Source organism: Azospirillum mesophilum, from assembly GCF_053470405.2.
Map to the genome: position 1 here is coordinate 333,524 of NZ_JBPXMQ020000001.1, position 25,223 is coordinate 358,746.

Sequence of the window (25,223 nt, forward strand, 5' to 3'; positions counted from 1 at the left end):
ATGCCCCCTCATCCGAAGAACCCATGCAGGAACCACAGGGCCTTCACGCCGGGCTGATAAAGCCCCTGGCGGAAGACCCAGAAGCGGCGGCCGTCCGCGTCCTCCACGCGGTAATAGTCGCGGGACTCTCCTTCTCGGCGCCACCATTCGGCCTCGATGCGCTCCGGGCCGTCGGCGTGGCTGATGCGGTGGAGGACGCCGCGCCAGCGGAACATGGCCGGCGGGTCGTCGGGGACGGGGGCGACGGCCTCGATGGGCTCCGGCGGGGCGAGCAGCCGCACCGGGCGCGGCCGGTCGGCCGGCCACAGGCGGTCCCCCAGGCGATCCCCCAGGCGATCCCCCAGGCGATCATTGGCGGCGACGCTCGGCAAGGCCGGCGCCGGAGCCACGCTGCGCTCCGGCAGCCAACTGGCGCGCGGGACGAGCCGCAGCACGGCGCGCTCCCCCAGCCGGTTGCCGAGCCGGTCCACCAGCTCCCCCAACTCCGACTCGTCGCCCGCCGAGCCGTCCAAAGCGGCCTGCACGGCGCCCAGCGGCCCGGCCTCGGCGGCGGACAGGACCATGACCTCGATGCCGGGGCCGGGCTCGATGCGCTCCAGCTTCTGCGCGAACAGGCGCATCAGGGCGCCCGCGTCGCGCACCGGGCGGCTGGTGCCGATGGCGAGCGTCTGGGGCGGGTCCTCCAGCCGGCGGTCCACCCGGTGGGTTTCCAGCACCAGCCGGCGCGCGCCCTCCCCGGTCGCCTCCAGCCCGGCGCAGAGTGCGTCCAGCAGGTGCCGCACGGCGCGGGCGATGGCCTCGGCGGTGGAAATCGGCTCGGGCAGGGCGAGGCGGACGCTGTGCGGCGGCACGGGCAGACGCGGCGACACCGGCTCGTCCAGATGCCCCAAGGCTTGGTCGAGCCGCCGAGCGGCCTCCCGCCCGAAGCGGGTGGCGAGCGTGGCGCGGGGGATGGCGTGCAAGTCCCCGATCCGCCGCAGCCCGACCGCAGCCAGACCCTGGACGGTGGCGGTGGGCAGGCGCAGCGCGGCGATGGGGAGGGGGGCGAGGGTGGCTCCTCCTTTCTTTACCCTCTCCCCTCTGGGGAGAGGGGAGGGTGAGGGGGTTGCGCGTGGTGGTACGTCCGGCGAGAGCGCAACCCCCTCACCCCAACCCTCTCCCCAGAGGGGAGAGGGAGAAAACCGCGCCAACCCCCAGGCCGCGGCCGGCGTATCCGCCAGCGCCGCCCGCGACTCGAACCCTCCGGCCCTCAGCCGTGCCGTCAGGTCGGCCACCAGCGCCCGCTCCCCGCCGAACAGGTGGGCGCAGCCGGTGATGTCCAGCACCACGCCGTCGGCGCCGTCCGGGGCTGTCCAGGGGGTGTAGCGCGTGCACCAACCCGCGATCCGCTCCAGCAGCCGGGCGTCCGACTCGGGCTCGGCGTCGAAGACGGTCAGGGCGGGCTCGACGGCGCGGGCGTCGGCCAGGGTCATGCCCGGCAGCACCCCGGCCTCTTCCGCCGCGCGGTTCACGGCCACCACGCCCAACCGCCCGCGCTCGGCCAGAATGGCCGCCAGTGGGCGGTCCCGCAGGTCGGGGCAGCGGCGCGCGCGGGCGTCGGTGGGCAGCCGCGGCAGCCAAAGAGACAGGATTCGCCGCGCCATGCCCATGCCTTCCCTCCGATCCGAACAAATCAGGAACATAATAGCGACAAACAACAGCGGAGGGGAGTCCCAGAGGAGGTGCTTGTCCCGGTGCTTCGGGAGGACGACATTCATAGGATGAAACCGAATCCGATCAGCGTCGCCGCCGCGCTGCTGCTCACCGCCTGCGCGACGGAGTTCCGGGACGAGACGCCCGGCCAAGCCCAGTCCTTGCCGCCGGTCCGCACCCAGACCTACACGCCGGGCGGGGCGCCCCCGTCCGCGTCCGGGGCGGGGCTGAAGACGTGGCGGCAGCTTCAGGAGGAGGCCAACGCCCGGCCGTCCCCCTCGGCACAGGCCCCCTCCCAACGGATGTCGCAGCTTCAGGAGCAGGGCCAAAGGCAGCCGCCGGTGCGGCGCCGGGGCAGTTCGTCCCCGCCGCCCGCGCCTGCCGAGCAGATGGCTGTGCCGTCGCTGCCGCCTCCGCCCTCGACCCAGGCGCAGACCGACCGCTTCAAATACGATCTGATGAGCCCCGAGGTGGACCGCCTGCGCACGGAGGACGCCATGGGCCGGCTCGAACCGCTCCAGCAGCGCGAGTTGTTCCGCAAGGAGCAGGACCTGCGCCAGTACGGCACCGGCCCCCGGGGGTTCTGAAGACGCGTCCCCCGATCAAGGTCACTTGACCCCGCCCGCGCCCTCCCGCCATACCGGGGCGACGGTGCGCGAAAGGGGTACGGGGGCATGGCAGTGTTTGGGGCGGCGTTTCGGGCGGTCCTTCTGGCGGCTCTGATGGTCGGGCTATCGGCGGCGCCCGCGCTGGCGCGGATGACGGTCACCGGGCCGTTCGGCACCGGCCTGACCGAGCCGGTGTGGGTGCTCCAGCATCTTCTGGCCTTCCTCGCCATCGGAATGTGGGCCGGGCAGAACGGCGGTCCCGCCGTGTGGCAGCTTCCGGTCTCCGCCCTGACGGCGGTGCTGGCCGCCGGGCTCGCCGCGCAGCTCGACCTGCGCTTGCCCTACGCGGCCCAGGGGCTGGCGGTGTCGCTGATCGTGGTCGGCGCGCTGGTCGCCACCGCCCTGCGGGCGCCGGTGGCGCTGGCGGTGCTGGTCGTTGCGGCGGCGGCCGTCTTCCACGGCTACATCCACATGGGCGGCGCCCTGTTCTGGGGCGGATTCGCGGCGGGCGTTCTTCTGGTGACCAGCGCGGGGCTTGGCCTGTCGGCGGTGCTGGGGCAGGCGGTGTCGGCGCGCGCGGCCCAGGTGTGTGGCGGTGCGGTAGCACTCGCCGGCGTTCTTGACCTTGCGGGCGTGATTTAACCGCTTGCGCCTTGAAAACGGACAAGTGCAGGTATTCTTGTAGGGATGTTTCCCAAAAAGAAAGGTGGAGCCGCCGGTGCCGCGCGCAGGAGCCAAAGCCCGCCTTGACCACAACCCGCCCGCTTCCAGCCCGCCGGGCTTCAGCCGCCGTCGCCTGCTGGCCGGCGCGGCCGGCGCGGCGCTGCTCGGCGCTGTCCCGCAACGGTTGATTGCGCAGGAGATCCGTTATTTCCGCATCGGCACCGGCACCACGTCCGGCACCTATTTCCCGGTCGGCGGGCTGATCGCCAACGCCATCTCCAACCCGCCGGGCTCGCGCCCCTGCGACCGTGGGGGAAGCTGCGGCGTGCCGGGCCTGATCGCGGTGGCGCAGGCCACGCTCGGCTCCGTGGAGAACATCGAGCTGCTGCGCGCCAACGGGGTGGAAGCCGGGATGGCCCAGGCCGACGTCGCCTACGGCGCCTACACCGGCACCGGCCCCTTCAAGGGCAAGCCGCCCTTCGAGGCGCTGCGCTCCATCGGCATGCTGTACGCGGAGGCGGTCCAACTCGTCGTGCGCGCCGACGGCGACCTGCACACGGTGGCCGACCTGAGGGGCAAGGCGGTGTCGCTGGGCGAGGAGGGCTCCGGCGTGCTCGTCGAGGCGCGGGCGATCCTCGCCGGCTTCGACCTGAAGGAGGAGGAGTTGAAGGCCGTCTACGTCAAGCCCGGCACGGCGGCCGACCGGCTGGCGAAGGGCGAGCTGGACGCCTTCTTCATGGTCGGCGGTTTCCCGGTCTCCGCGGTCAGCGACGTGGCGGGGCGCGTGCCGATCCGACTGCTCCCGCTGGACGGCGCCATGGCCGACCGCCTGCGCGCCCAACAGCGCTTCTACATGACCGAGGTGATCCCGGCGGAGACCTACCCCGGCGTCCCGGAAACCATCACGCTGGCGGTGGGGGCGGAGATGGTGGTCCGCGCCGACCAGGACGCCGAGCTGATCCACGGCGTCACCAAGGCGCTGTGGCACGAGAACACGCGCCGCCTGCTGATCGAGGGCCACCCGAAGGGGCGCAGCTTCGACCCGACGAAGGCGGTCGCCAACGTCTCGGTCCCGCTGCACCCCGGTGCCGAGCGCTACTACCGCGAGGCCGGCCTGATCGGCGACGCCGCCAACGAACCGGCCGCCGGGCAAAATCCTTGAGAATCGCAGGTTGGGTTGCGCTCGCGCTTAACCCAACCTGCGGCTCTCAATCAGAACTCGATGGTCCAGGGCTCCGCCTTGGCGGCGGCGGTCCATTCCTTCATGGGGGCGAGGCCCAGCACCGCCTGCGCATAGGCCTGGCAGACCGGGTCCAGCTCGACGCCATAGGTCATGAGGCGCGTCACCACCGGCGCGTACATGGCGTCGGCGATGGAGAAGCGGCCGAACAGGAAGGGGCCGCCCTGGCCGAACCGCTCGCGCGTCCCGCGCCAGATCGCGGTGACGCGGGCGATGTCGGCCTCGCTGTCCGGGTTGCGGCCCTGGCCGGGGCGCATGGTCTTCAGGTCCATGGACATGTGGGTGCGCAGGCCCATGAAGCCCGAATGCATCTCCGCCGACACGGAGCGCGCGACCGCGCGGGCGTGGGCGTCCTCGGGCCAGAGCGCCGCCTCGGGGAACAGCTCCGCCAGATATTCGCAGATCGCCAGCGAGTCCCAGACCACCCGGTCGCCGTGCCGCAGGACGGGCACCCGGCCCGTCGGCGAATGCTCCAGGATGCGCGTGGCGGTGTCCGGCTGGCGGAGCGGGATCACGACCTCCTCGAACGGCAGGCCGGTGTGCTTCAGCGCGAGCCACGGGCGCAGGGACCAGGACGAATAGGCCTTGTTGCCGAGAACGAGCGTCAAGCCGGTCATGAAATTCCCCCAATGCGAGTAAGGGCGCGAGGATGCCCCCATTTCGTCCAACCGGCAACCTTGCCCTCATTCCCCCTTTTCACGCCCGCCCCGGCGCGCCATCCTCTTGATCCTGTTCCGCTGTCTGACGAAGGACGCCCGTCTTGCTCGCCACCCTGCTCGCCACGGCCGGCGCCGGCACCGTTTCCATTCTCCCGCTGACCAAGGCCGGCCTGTCCGGCTGGCTGGACGCCCAGCCCCCGGCGACCGCCGCCTGGGTGAAGGCTGTGAACTTCACGGCGGAGGCCGGCTCCACCGCCTTCCTTCCGGGGGAGGGCGGGGCCATCGCCCGCGTGCTGGCCGGCGTGTCGGCGCTGGACGACCTGTGGGGCCTCGCCGCCCTGCCGGGCAGCCTGCCGCCGGGCAGCTACCGGCTGGACGAGTCCGTGGACGCGACGCTCGACCGGCGCGCCGCGACCCGCCTCGCGCTGGGCTGGGCGCTCGGCAGCTACCGGTTCGAGCGCTACAAGAAAACCGAGAAGAGCTTCGCCGGCCTCCTCTGGCCGAAGCACGCCGACCAGGGGGAGGTGCAGCGCACCGCGCTTGCCACCACCCTCGTCCGCGACCTCGTCAACACGCCGGCCAACGACCTCGGCCCCGCGGAACTCGCCAACGCGGCGAGCCTGCTGGCGTCGGAGTTCGAGGCGGGGCTGGACGTCATCGTCGGCGACGGTCTGCTCGACCGCGACTACCCGGCCATTCACGCCGTGGGCCGGGCGAGCCCGCGCGCGCCGCGCCTGATCGACCTGCGCTGGGGCAACCCGGAGCACCCGAAGGTCACCATCGTCGGCAAGGGCGTGTGCTTCGACAGCGGCGGCCTGGACATCAAGCCGTCGTCGGGCATGCTGCTGATGAAGAAGGACATGGGCGGGGCGGCGCACGCGCTGGCGCTGGGCCGCATGGTGATGATGGCCGGCCTGCCGGTGCGGCTGCGCGTGCTGGTGCCCGCCGTGGAGAACGTCATCGCCGGCAACGCCTTCAAGCCGCTGGACGTGCTGAACACCCGCAAGGGCCTGACGGTGGAGGTCGGCAACACCGACGCGGAGGGCCGCCTGATCCTGTGCGACGCCCTGGCCGAGGCGGATTCGGAAAAGCCCGACCTGCTGATCGACTTCGCCACCCTGACCGGGGCGGCGCGCGTGGCGCTGGGGCCGGACCTGCCGGCGCTCTTCTCCAACAACGACGCTCTCGCCGACGACCTGCTGGCGGCGGGGGAGGAGCAGGGCGACCCGCTGTGGCGCCTGCCGCTGTGGGCGCCCTACCGCAAGGGACTGGACAGCAAGGTGGCCGACCTGAACAACGTCACCAGCAACGGCATGGCCGGAGCCATCACCGCCGGCCTGTTCCTGCAGGAGTTCGTGTCGAAGGACACCGCCTGGGCGCACCTGGACACCTTCGCCTGGAACAGCACCAATCGTCCCGGCCGTCCGGAAGGCGGCGAGGCGCTGGGCCTGCGCGCCGCCTACGCCGTGATCGCCAAGCGTTTCGGCTGAAGCCTCTCGCATATGGTTAAAATTGTCACCCCCGTGTCATGCGCGGGGGTGGATTGCCGATTCGGAAAGGGTTAGAACCTTTGGGTGAGTGCCGACGGCTTCGGGCGGCCGGGCTGTTGTTGCCAGGGTATTGTTGGAGGCGGAAACATGGCGCTGAAGGTTCGTGAGGATTATCGCACCCTCACCGGTCCGGAGAAGGCGGCCATCCTGATGCTGGCGCTGGGCGACGAGCATTCCTCCCGCCTCTTCGCGATGATGGACGATGAGGAGATCAAGGAGCTGTCCCAGGTGATGGCGAACCTGGGCACCGTCTCCGCCAACATCATCGAACGCCTGTTCGTCGAATTCGCGGAGCAGATGTCGGCCACCGGCTCGCTGGTCGGCTCCTTCGATTCGACCGAACGCCTGCTGCTGAAGACCCTGCCCAAGGACAAGGTCGACTCCATCATGGAGGAGATCCGTGGTCCGGCCGGCCGCACGATGTGGGACAAGCTGGCCAACGTCAACGAGTCGGTGCTGTCCAACTATCTGAAGAACGAATACCCGCAGACCGTGGCGGTGGTGCTGTCCAAAATCCGGCCGGAACACGCCGGCCGCGTGCTGACGCAGTTGCCGGAAAGCTTCGCCATGGAAGTCATCATGCGCATGCTGCGCATGGAGGCCGTGCAGAAGGAGGTTCTGGACGACGTGGAGCGCACGCTGCGCACCGAATTCATGACCAACCTCGCCCGCACCAGCCGCCGCGACAGCCACGAGATGCTGGCGGAAATCTTCAACGGCCTGGACCGCACGACCGAGCACCGCTTCATGGCCGCCCTGGAGGAACGCAACCGCGACAGCGCCGAGCGCATCAAGTCGCTGATGTTCACCTTCGAGGACCTGTCGAAGCTCGACCCGTCCGGCGTCCAGGCCCTGCTGCGCAGCGTCGACAAGCAGAAGCTCGGCACCGCCCTGAAGGGCGCGTCGGAGACGCTGAAGGACCTGTTCTTCTCCAACATGTCCGAACGCGCCGCGAAGATCCTGCGCGAAGACATGGCCGCCATGGGTCCCGTCCGCGTCCGCGAGGTGGACGAATCCCAGATGTACATGGTCCAGCTCGCCAAGGACCTGGCGGCCCGCGGCGAAATCGTCATCTCCGAAGGCGGCGGCGAGAACGAGCTTATTTACTGATGCAAACCTTTCCCCACTCCCGCTTCCAGCGGGAGTGGGAGCGTCAGGGCAAGGTCTGCCCAAGGGTCCTTGAAAGCCCCGTTCGCGGTGCATACCCTTGAGTTGAAGGTGGAAAACAGCGAGGCGTTCCCATGTCAGCAGCGGTGTCCATGACCATCCGCGTGGATGAGAAGATGGCCGAAGCCCTCACCCGCCTTTCCGAAGCGACCGAACACGATCCGGCGTGGCATCTGAAGCGAGCGGTCGAGGCTTATCTCGCCGACCAGTTCGAAGAGTACGAGGATATCCGGCAGGCTGTCGCGGAGGCTGATGCCGGCGACTTTGCCACGGACGAAGAAATGGAAGAAACCTTCGCGTCCTTCGGCAAGCCCCTGAGCGCGCAGTGAAGGTCCGTTACCTTCGTGGAGCCCGCCGGAACCTCGAAGACATTTCAGAATATATTCGCCAACACAATGAAGCCGCAGCACTGCGGGTGGGGCAGCGCATCCGCCATGTGGTGAGCCTGATCGCTGAACGGCCAAGCATCGGGAAGCCGGGCATTTTTCCCGGGACGCGCGAATTCAAAATCCCGGATCTTCCCTATCGAATCGTCTATCGGGTGGTTGCAACGAGCGAACCGGCTGTCGTTCTGGAAATCCTGCGCGTGCATCACATCCGCCGCCGGCCGTTGCCACCCGATTGGGAATGATAACCCCCGCGACGAACTGACCGATCAATCCGGGTGCGAAACGCTTGCCTGTGCGGGCCGGCTTGGGCAACATTCGGGGCCGCGCGCTTCCTGGGGGAATGGTGCGCGCGCGGCTCGCGGGGGTAGGCATGGCACGGAACCTCAAGGCGCTCGGGTTGTGGCGCACGGCTTTGGTCGAGAGCGTTCGGCAGGACGGGCCGGACCTGTCGGCGCGACAGATGGCAATCATGCTCCAGGTCTATCTGACCGATCCGCCGCACACCGTGCGCGGGCTGGCCGCCACGCTGAACATCTCCAAACCGGCGGTGACCCGTGCGCTCGACCGGCTGTCGCTGCTGGGCTTCGTCAAGCGCAAGCGCGACACGGAGGACAAGCGCAGCGTGCTCGTCCAGCGCACCGTGAAGGGCAGCGTCTTTCTGTCGGACTTCGCTGAACTGGTCATCGCCGCCGGGGCCGTGGCTCCGGAAGATATGGCGAAGATCGAGCGGGACGAAGCGATGGCCGCTGCCGCCAAGGCGCGGCTGGAGGCCGAACTGGCCTCCACCCGTACCCCCGCCCCCAGCGAAGCGGCCTGAGCCCTCCTCGATACCCCCGTCAGTAGCCCCCTTTAATAGCCCTGGGTGCGGTCCACCACGTTGGGCAGCGGCCGGCCTTCCCGGAAAGCCCGGATCGCCTCCACCACCACCTCGGCGGAACGCGAGGCGTGGGTGATGGCGGCGACGTGCGGGGTGACGTGGATCTTCGGGTGGCTCCAGAACGGGTGACCCTGCGGCAACGGTTCGTCGGCGAAGACGTCCAGGCTGGCCCCGGCGAGATGGCCGTCCTTCAGCGCGTCCAGCAGGTCGTTTTCCACCAGATGCCCGCCGCGCGCGGCGTTGACGACCACGGCCCCCTGGGGCAGGGCGGCGAACAGATCGCGGTTCAGGATGCCGCGGGTCTCCGCCGTCAGCGGCAGCAGGCAGACCAGAAGGTCGCATCGCCCCAGCATCGCCGCCAACCCGTCGCGGCCGGAAAAGCTCTCCACCCCGTCCAGCGTCTTCGGCGTCCGGCTCCAGCCCAGCACGCGGTAATCCATGCTGAGCAGCGTCTTGGCCGAGGCCATGCCCAGCTCGCCCATGCCCAAAAGGCCGACGGTGACCTCCGACGCCGGGCGGTGGCCCAACGGATTCCAGGTCGCGGCCTTTTGCAGGTCCTTGTACTCGTCCAGCTGCCGGTGCCAGCGCAGCACCTGCAGGGCGACGTAACCGGCCATGTCCACGGTCAGCCCTTCCGACACCATGCGGACCAGAGGGACATCCGGCAGGGTGGGGTCGAGCAGCAGCGATTCCACCCCGGCCCCCAGCGACACGATCAGCTTCAGGTTCGGCAGGCTGGCGAGCAGCCCGTGCGGCGGCTTCCACACCAGGGCCATGTCGATGTCGTCGGTCTTGCCCCCCATGTTTCCGTTCAGGTCCGGCCAGACGCGAACCTCCAGCTCGGGCATGCGGGAGCCCAGCTCCCGAAGCCAACTGTCGGCCCGGTCGGTGGTGGAGCAGAAAAGAAGCGCCACGGTGTGAACCCCTGTGCTGTTATGGTCGTTCGTCTCGAACCCTTTGAGCCAACCGTGCCCCGTCTGATCCTTCTGAACAAGCCCTACGGCGTGCTGCCCCAGTTCACCGATGAGTTGGGGCGCCCGACGCTGGCCGACCATGTGCCGGTGAAGGGCGTCTACGCCGCCGGGCGGCTCGACCGCGACAGCGAAGGACTGTTGGCCCTCAGCGACGACGGCGCGCTGATCGCCCGCATCGCCTCGCCCAAGCACAAGCTGCCCAAGACCTATTGGGTGCAGGTGGAGGGTGTTCCGACGGAGGAGGCCTTGCAGCGGCTGCGCAGTGGCGTGACGCTGAACGACGGCCCGACCCTGCCGGCGGCCGAGGCCCGGATGATGGAGGAGCCCGCCGGCCTCTGGCCACGCGACCCGCCGGTGCGCTACCGCGCGAGTATCCCGACCTCCTGGATCGCGCTGACCCTGCGCGAGGGGCGCAACCGTCAGGTCCGCCGCATGACCGCCGCCGTGGGCTTCCCGACGCTACGCCTGATCCGCTGGTCCATCGGCGACTGGACGCTGGACGGGCTGGCACCGGGGGAATGGCGGGAGGTGCCCCTGGAACGGCCGGCCCCGAAAGCGGCCCCGAAAGCGGCGAAGCCGCCGGTCAGCTCCGCGGGTAGGGATCGGCCGGCGTCACGTCGGCCAGCTCGCGCAGCAGGCGGGCCATCGCGCCGCTCTCGGTGACGAGGTTCGGGTCGAAGCCGGCGGGCATGAATTTGTGGATGATCGCTTCCTGGGCCTCGCCGCCGCCGATGTAGCGCATGTCCCATTCAGCAAACAGACGTTGCGACACGAAGGTGAATTCAACCAATCGGACATTGGCGTGGCGCTTGTCGGCGGCGATCTTCAGAAACAGCTCGGTCAACGGACCGCGCGCGCCTTCCAGGGCCTGGACGAACCAGCTTCCGTTGTAAAACAGGGCGCCTGATATATGCTTCAGGTAATTGTTCGCGCAAGATTTCGTCAGGATGTCGGTAACATCCGCATCGCCCAGACCGACCGGTCGGCTGTAATAGACAAGCCTCGACAGGAACATGAGGCGCCTCCTTGCTTCTCAGGGAGACTACTCCATACGAATGCGCGTTTGAATCCCGATTAAGGTTTCATGTCCGCACGGCTTCCGATTTCACGGCTTCGAGGTTCAGCGCGGCGGCGAGCAGGGCGCGGGTGTAGTCCTGCTGCGGCTCTTCGAAGATGCGGCGGGTGGGGCCTTGCTCAACCACCTTGCCGTCCTTCATGACGATGACGTGGCTCGACAGCGCCCGCACCACCCGCAGGTCGTGGCTGATGAAGAGGTAGGCAAGGTTGTAGCGCGCCTGGATGTCGCGCAGCAGGTCCACGATCTGCGCCTGCACCGACATATCGAGCGCCGAGGTCGGCTCGTCCAGCACCACGAACTTGGGCTTCAGCACCAGCGCGCGGGCGATGGCGATGCGCTGGCGCTGGCCGCCGGAGAACTCGTGCGGGTAGCGGTGGCGGCTGGCGGGGTCGAGCCCCACCTCCTCCAGCGCCTTCGCCACCATCGCGTCGCGCTCCCGGCCGGAGCCGATGCCGTGGATGGTCAGCCCCTCGCCGACGATCTGGCCGACGGACAGGCGCGGCGACAGGCTGCCGTAGGGGTCCTGGAAGACCACCTGCATCTGCCGGCGCAACGGGCGCAGCCGCTTGGCCTGCCAACCCTGAATGTCCTTCCCGTCGAAGCGGATGGCGCCCTCGCTGGCGTGCAGCCGCAGCAGCGCCAGCCCCAGCGTCGTCTTGCCGGAGCCCGACTCGCCCACCACCCCGACCGTGTGCCCCTGCCGCACGTCCACCGACACGCCGTCCACCGCGCGGACGTAATCCACGGTCCGGCGCAGCAGGCCCTTCTTGATGGGGAAATAGACCTTCAGGTTGTCGGCAGCCATCACCTCCGCCGCGTTGTCCGGCGGGGTCAGCGGGTTGCCTTTCGGCTCCGCCGCCAGGAGCTTCTGCGTGTAGGGGTGCTGCGGGCGGCTGAAGATGTCGGCGACGTTGGCCTGCTCGACGATTTCGCCCTGGTTCATGACGCAGACCCGGTCGGCCATCTTGCGCACCACCCCCAGGTCGTGGGTGATCAGCAGCAGCGCCATGCCGAAGCGGCGTTGCAGGTCCTTCAGCAGTTCCAGGATCTGCGCCTGGATGGTGACGTCCAGCGCGGTCGTGGGCTCGTCGGCGATCAGCAGGTCCGGCTCGTTGGCGAGCGCCATGGCGATCATCACGCGCTGGCGTTGGCCGCCCGACAGCTCGTGCGGGTAGGCGTTCAGGCGCTTTTCCGGATTGGGCAGCCCGACCAGCCGCAGCAGCTCCAGCGTGCGCTTGCGCGCGGCGGTCTTGCTCAGCCCCTTGTGCAGGAACAGCGTCTCGTTGATCTGCCGCTCGATGCTGTGGAGCGGGTTCAGCGAGGTCATCGGCTCCTGAAAGATCATGGCGATGCGGTTGCCGCGCACGTCGCGCAGGACCCGCTCCTCTGCCCCCAGAAGCTCCTGCTCGCGGAAGCGGATGGAGCCGGCGGGGTGGCGCGCCATGGGGTAGGGCAGCAGTTGCAGGATCGACAGCGCCGTGACCGACTTGCCCGACCCGGACTCGCCGACCAGCGCCACGGTCTCCCCCCGCGCGATGTCGAAGGACACGCCCTTGACCGCGTGCATCACCCCACCGCCGGAGCGGAACTCCACCTGAAGGCCGCGGACGTGAAGGAGGTCGGTGACGGGGTGGGGGGTGGTCATGGGATTCATCCTGCGCAGCGCTTGATTGTCCGGAAGGCTTTTATCCCGAACGAAGCCGATGAAGGACCGAACGGATATCCCCCCACCTTTCCATCGTCATCCCCGCGAAGGCGGGGATCCAGGGCCACTCGGTCACTGGTCGGAATGTCCTGGATCCCCGCCTTCGCGGGGATGACGGCAAAGGAGAGTGGCCGCACTCCGGAAATCACTCGTCGTAAAGATCGTCGCGACTCCAGCGCGCGCCGACGATCTGGACGGGTTGGGCGCTCAGGCGCACCATCTGGGGCGTTTTGGTCATTGTGTCTGGCGCGGAATCCCGTTTCACGAAGGCGATCAGGTTGGATCCCCGGTTGGCTGCGGATGCCGAGTTGTCCTTGTCCATGCCACCCGCCACAAAGGTCGTGATTCTGCCGACAGCATGGCCTCGGCGCCGTTTTTCCGTCAAGAAAGGCCGTCATTCCGCGGCCTTCTGCTTTTGCTTCTGTGCGATCGCCGCGGCTTCGTTCGCATCCGCCGCCGCCGTGGACAGCTGGCCGATGGTCTTGCGGGGGTCGAAGGCGTCGCGCACCGCTTCGCCGATGAAGATCAGCAGGCTCAGCATGATCGCCAGGACGAAGAAGGCGGTCAGGCCCAGCCAGGGGGCTTGCAGGTTCGCCTTGCCCTGGGCCAGCAGCTCGCCCAGCGAGGGGGAGCCCGGCGGCAGGCCGAAGCCCAGGAAGTCCAGCGCGGTCAGCGTGGTGATGGAGCCGTTCAGGATGAAGGGCAGGAAGGTCAGCGTCGCCACCATGGCGTTGGGCAGCACATGCCGCACCATGATCGTCGCGTCCGTCGCCCCCAGCGCGCGGGCCGAGCGCACGTAATCCAGGTTGCGCGCCCGCAGGAACTCCGCCCGCACCACATGGACCAGCGAGGTCCAGGCGAACAGCAGCAGCAGCCCCAGCAGCCACCAGAAGTTCGGCGTCACCACGCTGGACAGGATGATCAGCAGGAACAGGGTTGGCAGCCCCTGCCAGATCTCGATGAAGCGCTGGAACAGCAGGTCCGTCAGCCCGCCGAAATACCCCTGCACCGCCCCCGCCATGATGCCGACGACCGACGAGAAGGCGGTCAGCACCAGCCCGAACAGGACCGAGATGCGGAAGCCGTAGATCAGCCGCGCCACCACGTCGCGCCCCTGGTCGTCGGTGCCCAGCCAGTTGTCGGTGGACGGCGGGGCGGGGGCGGGGACCGGCAGGTTGTAGTTGATGGTGCGGTAGCTGTAGGGGATCGGCGGCCAGACGATCCAGCCCTTCTCCTCGATCAGTTGGCGCACGAAGGGGTCGCGGTAATCGGTCTCCGTCTCGAACTCGCCGCCAAAGGTGGTCTCCGGATAGGTCTGGAAGACCGGCCAGTAGAGCGTGTTGTCGTACTTGACCAGCAGCGGCTTGTCGTTGGCGATGAACTCCGCGCCCAGCGACAGGGTGAACAGCAGCAGGAAGAGCCAGAAGGACCAGAAGCCCCGCCGGTTCGCCCGGAAGTTCGTCAGCCGGCGCCGCGTGAGCGGCGTCACGCGCATGCCGAGAAAGCGATCCCCGCTCATGCGTGGACCTCCCCGCCGGTATTTTCCCTCTCCCCTCCGGGGAGAGGGGAGGGTGAGGGGGTTGCGCTTGGCGGTACGTCCGGCAAAAGCGCAACCCCCTCACCCCAACCCTCTCCCCGGAGGGGAGAGGGGGAAAATGCGGAAGCTCTGAGGTGCATCACACCCTCCGCGCTTCGAAGTCGATGCGGGGGTCGACGGCGACATAGGTGATGTCGCCGACGAGGTTCATGATCAGGCCCAGCAGCGTGAAGAAGTAGAGCGTGCCGAACATCACCGGGTAGTCGCGGTTGATCGCCGCCTCGAAGCCCAGCAGGCCCAGCCCGTCGAGCGAGAAGATCACCTCGATCAGCAAGGCGCCCGTGAACAGGATGCCGATGAAGGCGCCGGGGAAGCCGGCGATGACGATCAGCATGGCGTTGCGGAAGACGTGGCCATACAGCACCCGCCGCTCGGCAAGGCCCTTGGCGCGGGCGGTGACGACGTACTGCTTGTTGATCTCCTCCAGGAAGGAGTTCTTGGTCAGCATGGTCAGGCCGGCGAAGCCGCCGATCACCATGGACAGCACCGGCAGCACCATATGCCAGAGATAGTCCAGGATCTGCCGCCACCAGGGCAGCTCATGCCAGTTGTCGGACACCAGCCCGCGCAGCGGGAACCAGTCGAAATAGCGCCCGCCGGCGAAGACCACGATCAGCAGCACGGCGAACAGGAAGCTGGGGATGGCGTAGCCGACGATCACCACGCCGGAGGTCCAGACGTCGAAGGGCTGCCCGTCGCGCACCGCCTTGGCGATGCCCAGGGGGATTGAGACCAGATAGACGATCAGCGTCGTCCAGATGCCCAGCGAGATCGACACCGGCATCTTCTCGATCACCAGATCGACCACGCGGCGGTCGCGGAAGTAGCTCTTGCCGAAGTCGAACACGATGTAGTTCGACATCATGTGGATGAAGCGTTCGTGCAGCGGCTTGTCGAAGCCGAATTCCTTCTCAAGCTGCTTGATGAACTCCGGGTCCAGCCCCTGCGCGCCGCGGTAGCGGCTGCCGGTGTCGCCGCCCTGGGTCTGCTGCGCCTGGGCACCAGCCCCGCCGGTGTCGCCGCCGGCCGTGCCGCCGATGCGCGAGGTCGCCTCCACCGCCGTACCCTGCACGCGGGCGATCATCTGCTCGATCGGACCGCCGGGGGCGATCTGCACGATCAGGAAGTTGATGACCATGATCCCGAACAGGGTCGGGATGATCAGCAGCAGGCGGCGGATGATGTAGGCCAACATCGCGCGGGGGTGCCTTTCCTAGCGTCCGGTTTTCGGGTCCGTCCTTACGGGCCGGTGCGGCGTGCGGTCGAGGCGAGCTTCGCGTTCTTCTCCGGATCGACCCACCACGTATCGACGAAGGCGAAGCCGTACTTGGGCGCAACCGCCGGGTGGGAGAAACGGTTCCAATAGGCGACCCGCCGCACGTCGTCATGCCAGTGGGGGATGACGTACCAGCCCCACAGCAGCACGCGGTCCAGCGCCCGGGACGCGGTCACCAGGCCGTCGCGGTCGGGGGCCTGGATCAGCCGGTCGATCAGCGCGTCGACCACCGGGTCCTTGATGCCGGCCAGATTGCGGCTGCCGGGCTGGTCGGCCTTGGCGGACTGCCAGTAGTCGCGCTGCTCGTTGCCGGGCGACAGCGACTGCGGCATGCGCTGGACGATCATGTCGAAGTCGAACTGGTCCAGCCGGTTCTGGTACTGGGCCGTGTCCACCACGCGGATGCCGGCCCCGATGCCCGCGCGCTCCAGGTTGCGGACGAAGGGCTGCACGATGCGCTCCATGTCCGCCTGCACCAGCAGGACTTCGAAGCGCATGGGCTCGCCGGTCTTCGCGTTGACCAGCTTGTTGCCCTTCAGCTCCCACCCCGCCTCCTTCAGCAGGCCGAGTGCCGTGCGCAGGTTCTGGCGGATGTTGCCCGACCCGTCGGTCTTCGGCGGCTCGAAGGGCTTGGTGAAGACCTCCTCCGGCACCTTGCCCTTGAAGGGCTCCAGCAACTTCGCCTCCTCCGGGGAGGGGAGGCCCGTCGCGGCGAGTTCGGAGTTGGAGAAGAAGCTCTTGGAGCGCTGGAACAGCCCGTAGGACAGGTTCGCCCGTGTCCATTCGTAATCGAACAGGTAATTCAGCGCCTCGCGCACCCGGCGGTCGGCGAAAATCGGGCGGCGGCTGTTGAAGACGAAGCCCTGCATCCCCTGCGGGTCCTGGTGCTTGATCTCCTCCCGGACGATGTGGCCGTCGCGGACGGCGGGCACGTCGTAGCCGGTGACCCAGTTCTTCGAGGAATGCTCCTGCCGCACATCCACCGCGCCGGCCTTGAAGGCCTCGAACGCCACGTCCAGGTCGCGGTAATAGTCGAAGCGGATGCGGTCGAAGTTGTAGCGGCCCCGGTTGACCGGCAAATCCTTTCCCCACCAGTCGGTGACGCGCTGGTAGACGACGGAGCGGCCGGGCTGCACCTCCGCGACCTTGTAGGGGCCGCTGCCGACGATGGGCTCCAGCGTCGTGGAGGCGAAGTCCTTGCCGTCGAAGGCGTGTTTGGGCAGCACCGGCAACTGGCCTATGATGACCGGCAGTTCCGGGTTGTCGCCGTTGCGGAAGGTGAAGCGGACGGTGCGCTCCCCCGTCTTCTCGGCCTTGGTCACGTCGGCGTAGTAGCTGCGGTAGACCGGGTGGCCCTTGTCGCGCAGCGTCTCGAAGCTCCAGATCACGTCATCGGCGGTCACCGGCGTGCCGTCGTGGAAGCGCGCCTGCGGGCGCAGGGTGAAGGCGACCCAGCTCCGGTCGTCGGCGACCGTGATGGTCTCGGCCAGAAGGCCGTATTGGGTCAGCACCTCGTCGCTGCTGCCGACGGTCAGCGTCTCGAAGGGCAGGCTGGCCCCGCCGGCCGGGGAGCCGCGCAGGATGAAGGGGTGCAGGCTGTCGAAGCTGCCGTAGGTCGCCAGCTTCACCTCGCCCCCCTTGGGCGCGTCGGGGTTCACGTAGTCGAAATGCTTGAAATCCGGCCCGTATTTCGGCGTCCCGTGCCCCGTGACGGCGTGGCCGGCGGTGTCGGCAAAGGCGGCGGCGGGCGCCAGCAGGGAAAGGCCGAACACGGCTGCCAGCATCGTCGCCCCAAACATCGTCGCCTTAATCCGTCGCATGCGCCCTCAGTTCTCCCCGCTTCGGGGTGTTCCCGTTTCGGGTAAGGTAGGGGGCGACCTGTGGCACAATCAAGGCAGAGGCTTGACCTATACCGTACAATTCCCACGCGGGGCCTGCTCCGGCTCTACCGAATCGCCGTGTTCCGATGCGCGGGGGACGCGTGGCGGGCACCGCGCCTATGCTGGAGGATTCCAGCGGAAAAGGGAGGGGCGGATGAGAACCCTCGCAGCGATGCTCGTCGTCATGGCGCTGTCGCCGTCCGGAGCCTGGGCGGCCGATGCCGTGGCCAATAAGGGAATGGTAGACCCGGGGTTCGGGCCGGCCGTCCACGACGATGACAGCCTCGACGAACAGGTGGCCTTCGTGAACGAAAGGATTATGGACGACGACACCGCCGTCGCCGTGGCGGAGGCCGCGACCGACAACGCGGTGACCGACGCCAGCTTCAACGCGCTGCCGGCGCTCTATCAGGTCGCCGGTCTGCCGGACGAAGAATGACCAACTCAAGAGGGCGGAGTGCCTACTCCGCCCCCGCTCCCCGCCGGGCCAGGAAGCCCCGCGCCGGGTTGTAGCCGTAGATCGCGCCCCCCAGGAACACCGCCAGCGCCAGCACCGTCCAGCCCAGCGCTGGGGCGTTCAGCTTCAGGTACAGGGCGTGGCGGATCAGCTCGACCGCCTGGCTGAAGGGGTTGACCGCGCAGATGGTGTAGAGCAGCTCGCTCGCCTCCTGCATCTTCCACAGCGGGTAGAGGGCGGTGGACAGGAAGAAGGTCGGGAAGATGACGAAGTTCATCACGCCCGCGAAATTCTCCAGCTGCCGGATGGCCGAGGACAGCAGCATCCCCAAGGCACCCAGCATCAGCCCGCTGACCACCAGCGCCGGCAGCACCGTGACATAGCCCAGCGGCGGCGCCTGCACTCCGTACAGCCACGCGATGGCCAGGAACGCGTAGACCTGGAGGATCGACACCGCCGTGCCGGCCAGCAGCTTGGCCGTCAGCAGGAACCAGCGGGGCAGGGGGCTGACCAGCAGCATGCGCATGCTGCCCATCTCCCGGTCGTAGACCATGGAGAGCGAGCTTTGCATCCCGTTGAACAGCTGCACCATGCCGACAAGACCGGGGGCGATGTAGACCTCGTACGGGATGTAGGTCTCGTAGGGCGGGGTGATGGCGATGCCCAGCGCCGCGCGGAAGCCCGCCGCGAAGACGAACAGCCACAGCAGCGGCCGAACCAGCGCGGACAGGAAGCGTTCCCGCTGGTGCACGAAACGCAGCACCTCCCGCCCGACGATGCCGCCCAGCGCGCGGGCGTAGTGCAGGGCGGTGGCGTGGATGGAGGGGGTCATGCCGCCTCCTTCGCGATCAGGCGGTTGAAGCTGTCGGTCAGCGTCTCCGCCCCCGTGTCGCGGTTCACGTCGGCGACTTGGCCGGCCGCGCGGATCTGTCCCCGGTGAATCACCACCACGCGGTCGTCGGGCGCGATCTCGTCGATCAGGTGGGTGGCCCAGAGCACGGCGATGCCGCGCTCCCGGCACAGTTCGTGGACATGCTCCACGATGGCGCGGCGGGCGGGCACGTCCAGGCCGACGGTCGGCTCGTCCAGCACCAGCAGGTCCGGCTCATGCAGCAGGGCGCGGGCCAGCTCCACCCGGCGGCGGTGGCCGCCGTTCAGCTTGCGCACCGTCTCGTCGATGCGCTCCGCCATGCCGAGCTTTTCCAAGGACTCCAGCGCGCGGGCCTGGGCGGTGCGGCGGGGCAGCCCGTGCAAGGCTGCGAAGTACAGCAGGTTCTGCCGCACCGTCAGGTCGAGGTCCAGCGTCGGTTGCTGGAACACCACCCCCATGCGGGCGAGCGCCCTGGTCGGTTCCTTCTTAAGATCGATGCCGCCGATGCGGATGGTGCCGCTGGTCGATTCGAACAGGCGCGTGATCAGCGCGAACAGCGTCGTCTTGCCCGCCCCATTGGGGCCGAGCAGCGCCGTGAAGGACCCCGCCTCGACATCCAGCGACACGTCCTTCAGCGCGAACGTCCCGCGCCCATAGGCGTAGGAGAGGTTTTCGACGGAAAGGGCAGAGCGGTTCATGGCGTGCGCCCTCCATTCCCTCTCCCCTCTGGGGAGAGGGTTAGGGTGAGGGGGTTCTCGGGGGGCCGTGGAGTGCAGAAAATGCAGGCCCCCCTCACCCCGACCCTCTCCCCAGAGGGGAGAGGGAGAAGAACGCCGGCGCTCCAATCCCACATCCGCATCACCCCTTCACCGCCACGCCCCAGGGATAGCGCCCGACCTTCACGGACTTCAGCACCTTCAGGCTGTCCACATCCACCACCGACACGTCGCTGGACACGCCGTTGGTCGTGTAGAGCCGCTTTTCGTCCGGCGACAGGGCCATCTGCCAGACGCGCCGGCCAACCAGCAGGTAGTCCTTCACCTCGAAGGTCTTGGCGTCCACCACCGCGACGTGGTTGGCGGGGCCGAGCGCGATGAAGGCGTAGCGCCCGTCGTTGGTCAGGCGGATGCCCACGGGCTGGATGCGGTCCTGCGGCACGCCCTTGATCTTGAAGCGGACGGTCTGCTTCACCTGCCGGGTCGCGACGTCGATGATCGACAGCGTGCCGCCGACCTCCGACGTCACCCACAGCAGGCTGCCGTCCTTGTTGAAGCGGATGTAGCGCGGGCGGGCGTCCACCAGCGTGTTGTCCACGACCGCCTGCTTCTCGACGTCGATCCAATGGACCATGTTGGTGGTCTCGGACGTGTTGACCGCCCATTTGCCGTCGGGGCTGACGGCCATGCCCTCCGGCTCCACGCCCACGTCCACCTGGAAGGCCACCTTGCGGGTGGACACGTCCACGACGGTGACGGCGTTGTTGTCCTCGTTCGCGATGAACAGCAGCTTGCCGTCCGGCGACAGGGCGAACTGCTCCGGATCCTTGCCCGAGGGCAGGTTGTGGATGATCTGCTTGGTGGCGAGGTCCATCACCTGCACCGCGTCGTCGTCGCTGGCGCAGATGAACAGCTGCGATCCGTCGGCGCTCAGCGTCACGCCGCGCGGGCGGCGGCCGACCTTCACCGTGTCCGTCACCTCCAGCGTCGTGCCGTCGATGATGGACAGGGTGTTGTCCTTCTCGTTCGACACGTAGATCGTGTCGGCCAGCGCGGGGGCCGCGGCGCTCGCCAGCAAGGCGGCGAGAAACAGGGCGCGGGAGGTCTTCATCGGATCGGGCGTCCTTTCAAGGCAGGCGTCTCGGGGCAGGCGTCTCAGGGCATGCGGCTCAACGCAGGCGGCAGCCGGTCTCGGGCTGATCGTAGCCCAGCGTGTCGAGTTCGGTCTTCGGGTGCAGGAAGCCGTCCTGCGGCGAGACGGAGACGAGCGAGCGGTCGGCGGCCAGCAGCACCGGCTGGCGCAGCTGCCCGTCCCAGGGGCGGAAGGACAGCGGCACGCCCTTGAAACCGGCCAGCGTGAAGTCCGGCCCCTTGACGTAGGCGGCAATGGCGGCGGGGTCGGTGGAGCGGGTGCGGGTCGCCCCTTCGCCCACGGCACGGACGGCGGCCCACACGGCGTTGTCGCGCGGCAGCATGGCGCGCCCGAAGGCCGCCTTGAAGCGGGACTGGAGCTGGGCCGCTCCCCAATTCTCGTGCGTGCGGTGCCAGTTGGTGGGGACGAGGCCCTGCGTCCCGGCCACCGGGCGCGGGTCCCAGGTGCGGTACATCAGGTAATCGCCGAAGTCGCCGATCTCGTCCGCCACGATCAGCACGTCGTAGCGCTTGGCCTGCGTGAAGACCGGCACCTCGGCCTGCGCGGTGCGGCGGGCGTCGTGGTCCTCGCTCCAGGTCTTTTCCTCCACCACCTCGGCGCCGAATTTCTTGGCGGCGCGCTTGACGGCGGCGGCGTAGAGCTTGTCCTCCGGCCGGGTCCCGACGATCAGCAGCCACTTGGTCCAGCGCTTCACCACGAAATACTGCGCCAGCGCGTCCGCCAGCATGGCGCGGTTCGGCATGGTGTGCAGCAGGTTCGGCGCGCAGGCCGCGTTGCGCAAGCTGTCGTCGGTGGAGCCCGCGTTGAACAGCAACAGGTTCGCCGCCTCCGGCAAGCGGGCGAGCTTGCCCGGCGCCTCTCCGGGCAGGTCGAGCACGACGAGGCGGTGTCCCTTGGCGGCAAGGTCGCGCAGAGCCTGCGCCGGGTCGCCGTCCTCCGGCACCGTCACCGTCTCCAGCTCGAATTTTTGCTTCAGGAAGCGGCCCGTGGTGTCGTTGTCGGCGATGGCCTGCCGCGCGCCGGCGATGCCTTCGTCGGGCGGCGGGCTGTCCAGGTTCGACAGGGCGGGGGGCTGTTCGACCGCCTGCGTCAGATAGGCGATGCGGACCGTCGCCAAGTCCTGGACCATGCCTTGGGAAAAGGCGGCCGGGGTGGTGGTCAGCCACCCGGCCAGGAGGGAGGAGAACAGGAGGAAAGGACGCATCGCGGGCGCGGGACTCTCCTGGTTACGGGAGCACAGCTTAGCCCCGGCGGCGGGCGGGCCGTAATGCAACTTTGGTACGATGCGGGGCGGAAAAGCGTGGGTTTGCGGGCCTGCGACCGCCCGGACGGGGGCGGTTGCTACCAAAGTCCAATTATTGGTGCGGCGGACCGGCGATATGCTGTCGGCCATCGAACAACACTCGCTCGGTTTGGAAAGAGGACGCCCACCATGAACGCTCGGCTTCTCCGGCTCGCGGCCGCGGGTCTCATTTTCGGCGGTGTTGCGGCCGGTTCGGCGGTGGCCTTCGCCCACGGCGACGTGACGCCCCAGCCCGTGGACACCAGCGGTCTCGACAAGCTCGGCGAAACCTGGCGCGACAGCAACCCCTATCGCGGCAACCCGCGCGCCATCGAGATCGGCGCCTCCGCCTTCAACCAGAACTGCGCCCGCTGCCACGGCCTGGGCGCGGTGTCGGGCGGCATCGCGCCGGACCTGCGCTTCCTGGAGCCGGGCGACGTCGGCGACGAATGGTTCAAGGAGCGCGTCACCAACGGCTCGATCCGCAACGGCGTGACCTACATGCCGAAGTTCGGCGAGGCGCTGGGCCAGGAAGCCCTGTGGGCCATCCGCTCGTGGCTGGAGACGGTGCATCAAGAATGACGGAACTCACACGACGCGGATTTCTCGCCGTCACCACCGCAGCGCTGGCAGCCGGGGTAGCCCCCCGGCTCGCCGGCGCGCGTCCGTTGGACGACGTGATGGCCGCGGGCCGGCTGAGCGTGGCGGTCTACCGCGACAACCCGCCTTTTTCCTTCCGCAAGGACGGCAGGCTGACCGGCATGGACGTGGACCTCGCCCGCGCCATTGCCGAGCGGCTGGGCGTCGGAGTCGAGTTCATGGAACTGACCGCCGGCGAGACGGTCTCCGACGACCTGCGCAACGGCATCTGGCGTGGGCCGGTCGTCGGCGGGGGCGTCGCCGACATCATGATGCACGTCCCCTACGAGAAGGAATTCGGGCTGCGCAACCCGGAAGCCGTGCTGTTCGCCCCCTACCAGCGGGAGCGTTTCGCGCTGGCCCGCAACCCGATGCGCGTCACCCAGCCCATGCTGTCCGCCCTGCCGGACGAGCCGGTGGGGGTGGAGATCGACAGCATCCCCGACTTCTTCCTGCTGGGTGCCTTCGGTGGCCGGCTGCGCGAGCGGGTCGTGCACTTCATGACCATCCCGCAGGCCGTCGCCGCCCTGGAAAAGGGCGAGGTCTCCGCCATCGTCGCGACCCAGAGCCAGATCGAGGCCGCGCTGGGCGAGCGCGCCAAGGACTTCCCCATCACCCCCGTCAGCTTCCCCGGCATGATGGCGTCGAGCTGGGACATCGGCCTGGCCGTGAAGGAGAATTCCCGCGACCTCGCCTACGCGGTCGGCGACCTGATCACCGCCATGCTGGACGATGGCACGGTGGCGAAGGTCTTCCGGAACTATGGAGTGACGCACAACGCGGTGCCGACGGAGTAGGGCGCGGTGCCCCCTCCCTAACCCTCCCCCGCCGATGGCGGTGGAGGGGACTGCCGCCGCGCTGTCCAAGTCCCCTCTCCCGCGCAGCGGGGGAGGGTTAGGGAGGGGGCAAAGGCCGCCAATAATAAGGCCAATAAACAGGGAGGACGAACGATGCTGAGGCTGCTCGCCGTCGCGGGTGTCGCGGTGGCGCTTTCCGGACCGGCGCTCGCCGCCGGCGCGGATCCTGAGGACCCCCTGGCCTCCGTCATGTGGGACGTGCTGCGGCCCGAGCTGTTCGGGAAGGCCCCCATCGTCTTCGACGATCGCGTCACGGTCACCGCCCCCGCCAACGCCGAGGACGCCACCGCCGTGCCGGTCCTGGCCGACGCCTCGGCGCTCGGCGCGGTGGAGGAGATGGTGCTGATCTCCGACCTCAACCCCTTCCCCGTGGTCCTGCGCTTTCACCCCACCGCCGCCAAGCCGGTGGTCGGCGCGCGCATCCGGGTGCAGCAGGCGACCCCCGTCCGCGCCGCCGCGCGCACGCCGGACGGCGTCTGGCACATCGGCGGCAAACTGGTGGACGCGGCCGGCGGCGGCTGCACGGCGCCGCCCGTCACCTACGCCGCCAAGGACTGGGCCGACCATGTGGGCGAGGTGCAGGCCCGCGCCTGGCCGCCCGCCGGAGACGACAAGCTCGCCCGCGTCCGCTTCCGGGTGCGCCACCCCATGGACAACGGCCTGATCGCCGGCATCCCCGCCTACTTCATCGAAAAGCTCAGCCTCCTCGATTCGGACGGCACGGAGCTTAGCCGGCTGGACGTGCTGGAGCCGGTCAGCGAGAACCCCGTCTTCACGCTGGAGGTCAAGCCCGGCGCTGCCTCCCGCGCGCTGAAGCTGGTCGGCCGCGACACCCAGGGCGGCGAAATCAACGCCGCCATCCCGCTCCCCTGGATGCAGGGGGCCGTGCAATGAAGGCGCTGCTGTCCTTTGTGCTGGTGTTCGTGACGGCTTTTGCGGCCCAGGCCGCCGGGCCGCTGACCTACAATCTCAAGCCCGTCCAGATCGCCCGGGACACCTACGTCTTCGAGGGCACGCGCGAGCATTTCACCCGCGCCAACGGCGGCAACATCCTGAACCCCGGCTTCATCGTCACCGACGACGGCGTGATCGTGATCCAGTCCGGCCCGTCGCGCCGCTTCGGCGAGGAGATGCGGGCCGCCATCCGCAGCGTCACCGACAAGCCGCTCGCCAAGGTCTTCATCGGCAACCTGCACCCCGACTATTGGCTGGGCAACCAGGCCTTCGCCGACGTGCCCATCGCCACGCTGCCCGGCACCATCGAGGGCATCAAGGCCGAGGGCAAGGGCATGACCGAGAACATGTACCGCCTTGTCGGCGACTGGATGCGCGGCACCGAACCGGTGGTTCCGACCGAGCCGGTCTACGGCTCCACGGTGGTCTACGGATCGCACCGCCTTCGCCTGATCCCGCTGGAGGGCCACACCGCCGCCGACCTTGCCATCTACGACGAGACGACGGGCGTTCTGTTCGCAGGCGGAGTCGTCTTCTCCGACCGCGTGCCGACCACACCCCACGCCGACCTGGTGAAGTGGCTGAAGGAGCTGGACGAGTTGGACGCCCTGGAGGTGACGGTGCTGGTGCCGAATCACGGACGCATCCGCACCGACAAGGGGGCGATCGCACAGACCCGCGACTGGCTGAGCTGGCTCGACCGCACGCTGCGCGACAAGGTCGAATCCGGCGCCGACATGGCCGAGGCGCTCGACCTGCCGATCCCCGAGCGGTTCAGCGGCCTGAGCGTGCTGCGCGAGGAGTACCAGCGCTCCGTCTCGCACCTCTGGCCGAAGATCGAGCAGGCGGCCCTGCCGCGCGTGAACTGACGGCTGCGCGCCTAAAATCCCCTCGCCCGCCTCCGGCGGGAGAGGGAGGGGCGAGGGGGCTTATACTAGC

At 68.7% G+C, this 25,223-nt stretch carries 27 protein-coding genes; 14 read left to right on the plus strand and 13 right to left on the minus strand.

What is annotated here, in order from left to right; genetic code table 11:
• Positions 1-8: 8 nt before the first annotated feature.
• Complete coding sequence (locus ACSVC7_RS01605) at positions 9-1,643, minus strand: Y-family DNA polymerase (protein WP_448204088.1); 1,635 nt, start codon at positions 1,641-1,643, stop codon at positions 9-11.
• A 117-nt stretch (positions 1,644-1,760) separates the two neighbouring features.
• On the opposite strand from ACSVC7_RS01605, the gene ACSVC7_RS01610 reads away from it, so the two are divergent.
• From ACSVC7_RS01610 to ACSVC7_RS01620, 3 genes are all read left to right on the plus strand, one after another.
• Positions 1,761-2,279, plus strand: coding sequence for a hypothetical protein (locus ACSVC7_RS01610; RefSeq protein ID WP_448204089.1), 519 nt, complete (start codon positions 1,761-1,763; stop codon positions 2,277-2,279).
• A gap of 87 nt (positions 2,280-2,366) precedes the next feature.
• Positions 2,367-2,942, plus strand: a complete 576-nt coding sequence (locus ACSVC7_RS01615; protein WP_448204090.1) for a HupE/UreJ family protein — start codon at positions 2,367-2,369, stop codon at positions 2,940-2,942.
• Between the two features lie 76 nt (positions 2,943-3,018).
• Complete coding sequence (locus ACSVC7_RS01620; RefSeq protein WP_448204091.1) at positions 3,019-4,125, plus strand: TAXI family TRAP transporter solute-binding subunit; 1,107 nt, start codon at positions 3,019-3,021, stop codon at positions 4,123-4,125.
• Positions 4,126-4,175: 50 nt separating this feature from the next.
• Here ACSVC7_RS01620 and ACSVC7_RS01625 read toward each other — a convergent pair whose 3' ends face one another.
• A complete protein-coding gene (locus tag ACSVC7_RS01625) occupies positions 4,176-4,820 on the minus strand; it encodes a glutathione S-transferase family protein (protein WP_448204092.1) in 645 nt (214 codons plus the stop codon).
• A gap of 143 nt (positions 4,821-4,963) precedes the next feature.
• Here ACSVC7_RS01625 and ACSVC7_RS01630 point away from each other — a divergent pair, with 143 nt between their 5' ends.
• From ACSVC7_RS01630 to ACSVC7_RS01650, 5 genes are all read left to right on the plus strand, one after another.
• A complete protein-coding gene (locus ACSVC7_RS01630; protein ID WP_448204093.1) occupies positions 4,964-6,352 on the plus strand; it encodes a leucyl aminopeptidase family protein in 1,389 nt (462 codons plus the stop codon).
• Positions 6,353-6,499: 147 nt separating this feature from the next.
• The gene (gene fliG, locus ACSVC7_RS01635) at positions 6,500-7,522 is read left to right on the plus strand and encodes a flagellar motor switch protein FliG (RefSeq protein ID WP_448204094.1); all 1,023 of its coding nucleotides are present in this window, start codon (positions 6,500-6,502) and stop codon (positions 7,520-7,522) included.
• Positions 7,523-7,671: 149 nt separating this feature from the next.
• Complete coding sequence (locus ACSVC7_RS01640) at positions 7,672-7,908, plus strand: CopG family ribbon-helix-helix protein (protein WP_448204095.1); 237 nt, start codon at positions 7,672-7,674, stop codon at positions 7,906-7,908.
• Positions 7,905-8,210, plus strand: coding sequence for a type II toxin-antitoxin system RelE/ParE family toxin (locus ACSVC7_RS01645; RefSeq protein ID WP_448204096.1), 306 nt, complete (start codon positions 7,905-7,907; stop codon positions 8,208-8,210). The genes ACSVC7_RS01640 and ACSVC7_RS01645 overlap by 4 nt, the downstream gene beginning before the upstream one ends.
• Positions 8,211-8,338: 128 nt before the next feature.
• Positions 8,339-8,785, plus strand: a complete 447-nt coding sequence (locus tag ACSVC7_RS01650; protein WP_448204097.1) for a MarR family transcriptional regulator — start codon at positions 8,339-8,341, stop codon at positions 8,783-8,785.
• 32 nt (positions 8,786-8,817) lie between these two features.
• Here the strand turns inward: ACSVC7_RS01650 and ACSVC7_RS01655 are convergent, their stop codons facing one another.
• Positions 8,818-9,759, minus strand: a complete 942-nt coding sequence (locus ACSVC7_RS01655) for a 2-hydroxyacid dehydrogenase (RefSeq protein ID WP_448204098.1) — start codon at positions 9,757-9,759, stop codon at positions 8,818-8,820.
• 54 nt (positions 9,760-9,813) lie between these two features.
• Between ACSVC7_RS01655 and ACSVC7_RS01660 the strand changes: the two genes are divergently transcribed.
• The gene (locus tag ACSVC7_RS01660; protein ID WP_448204099.1) at positions 9,814-10,482 is read left to right on the plus strand and encodes a pseudouridine synthase; all 669 of its coding nucleotides are present in this window, start codon (positions 9,814-9,816) and stop codon (positions 10,480-10,482) included.
• On the opposite strand, the gene ACSVC7_RS01665 is transcribed toward ACSVC7_RS01660, so the two are convergent.
• The 6 genes from ACSVC7_RS01665 to ACSVC7_RS01690 form a co-directional block, all read right to left on the minus strand.
• Complete coding sequence (locus ACSVC7_RS01665; protein ID WP_448204100.1) at positions 10,403-10,834, minus strand: BLUF domain-containing protein; 432 nt, start codon at positions 10,832-10,834, stop codon at positions 10,403-10,405. The genes ACSVC7_RS01660 and ACSVC7_RS01665 overlap by 80 nt on opposite strands.
• Positions 10,835-10,901: 67 nt before the next feature.
• A complete protein-coding gene (locus tag ACSVC7_RS01670) occupies positions 10,902-12,551 on the minus strand; it encodes an ABC transporter ATP-binding protein (protein ID WP_448204101.1) in 1,650 nt (549 codons plus the stop codon).
• 196 nt (positions 12,552-12,747) lie between these two features.
• Positions 12,748-12,924, minus strand: a complete 177-nt coding sequence (locus tag ACSVC7_RS01675) for a hypothetical protein (RefSeq protein ID WP_448204102.1) — start codon at positions 12,922-12,924, stop codon at positions 12,748-12,750.
• Between the two features lie 72 nt (positions 12,925-12,996).
• The gene (locus ACSVC7_RS01680; protein ID WP_448204103.1) at positions 12,997-14,121 is read right to left on the minus strand and encodes an ABC transporter permease; all 1,125 of its coding nucleotides are present in this window, start codon (positions 14,119-14,121) and stop codon (positions 12,997-12,999) included.
• A gap of 157 nt (positions 14,122-14,278) precedes the next feature.
• Positions 14,279-15,394, minus strand: coding sequence for a microcin C ABC transporter permease YejB (locus tag ACSVC7_RS01685; RefSeq protein ID WP_448204104.1), 1,116 nt, complete (start codon positions 15,392-15,394; stop codon positions 14,279-14,281).
• Positions 15,395-15,438: 44 nt separating this feature from the next.
• The gene (locus ACSVC7_RS01690; RefSeq protein ID WP_448204105.1) at positions 15,439-17,295 is read right to left on the minus strand and encodes an extracellular solute-binding protein; all 1,857 of its coding nucleotides are present in this window, start codon (positions 17,293-17,295) and stop codon (positions 15,439-15,441) included.
• Between the two features lie 214 nt (positions 17,296-17,509).
• Here ACSVC7_RS01690 and ACSVC7_RS01695 point away from each other — a divergent pair, with 214 nt between their 5' ends.
• Complete coding sequence (locus ACSVC7_RS01695; RefSeq protein ID WP_448204106.1) at positions 17,510-17,794, plus strand: hypothetical protein; 285 nt, start codon at positions 17,510-17,512, stop codon at positions 17,792-17,794.
• Positions 17,795-17,816: 22 nt separating this feature from the next.
• Here the strand turns inward: ACSVC7_RS01695 and pedC are convergent, their stop codons facing one another.
• From pedC to pedA1, 4 genes are all read right to left on the minus strand, one after another.
• Positions 17,817-18,644, minus strand: coding sequence for a lanthanide ABC transporter permease protein PedC (pedC, locus tag ACSVC7_RS01700; protein ID WP_448204107.1), 828 nt, complete (start codon positions 18,642-18,644; stop codon positions 17,817-17,819).
• A complete protein-coding gene (pedB, locus tag ACSVC7_RS01705; protein WP_448204108.1) occupies positions 18,641-19,381 on the minus strand; it encodes a lanthanide ABC transporter ATP-binding protein PedB/LutE in 741 nt (246 codons plus the stop codon). The genes pedC and pedB overlap by 4 nt, the downstream gene beginning before the upstream one ends.
• 160 nt (positions 19,382-19,541) lie before the next feature.
• Positions 19,542-20,510 (minus strand): PQQ-dependent catabolism-associated beta-propeller protein, encoded by a 969-nt coding sequence (locus tag ACSVC7_RS01710; protein ID WP_448204109.1) that lies wholly within the window; start codon positions 20,508-20,510, stop codon positions 19,542-19,544.
• 58 nt (positions 20,511-20,568) lie between these two features.
• Entirely contained in the window at positions 20,569-21,756 is a 1,188-nt protein-coding gene (pedA1, locus tag ACSVC7_RS01715; protein ID WP_448204110.1) for a lanthanide ABC transporter ABC transporter substrate-binding protein PedA1, read from the minus strand.
• 228 nt (positions 21,757-21,984) lie between these two features.
• Between pedA1 and pedF the strand changes: the two genes are divergently transcribed.
• The 4 genes from pedF to ACSVC7_RS01735 all read left to right on the plus strand — a co-directional run bounded on the left by pedF (position 21,985) and on the right by ACSVC7_RS01735 (position 25,153).
• The gene (gene pedF / locus ACSVC7_RS01720; RefSeq protein ID WP_448204111.1) at positions 21,985-22,416 is read left to right on the plus strand and encodes a cytochrome c-550 PedF; all 432 of its coding nucleotides are present in this window, start codon (positions 21,985-21,987) and stop codon (positions 22,414-22,416) included.
• Entirely contained in the window at positions 22,413-23,270 is an 858-nt protein-coding gene (locus tag ACSVC7_RS01725; RefSeq protein WP_448204112.1) for a substrate-binding periplasmic protein, read from the plus strand. The genes pedF and ACSVC7_RS01725 overlap by 4 nt, the downstream gene beginning before the upstream one ends.
• Before the next feature lie 153 nt (positions 23,271-23,423).
• Positions 23,424-24,224, plus strand: a complete 801-nt coding sequence (locus ACSVC7_RS01730; RefSeq protein ID WP_448204113.1) for a quinoprotein dehydrogenase-associated SoxYZ-like carrier — start codon at positions 23,424-23,426, stop codon at positions 24,222-24,224.
• Positions 24,221-25,153, plus strand: coding sequence for a quinoprotein relay system zinc metallohydrolase 1 (locus tag ACSVC7_RS01735; RefSeq protein ID WP_448204114.1), 933 nt, complete (start codon positions 24,221-24,223; stop codon positions 25,151-25,153). The genes ACSVC7_RS01730 and ACSVC7_RS01735 overlap by 4 nt, the downstream gene beginning before the upstream one ends.
• The last annotated feature ends 70 nt before the right edge of the window (positions 25,154-25,223 follow it).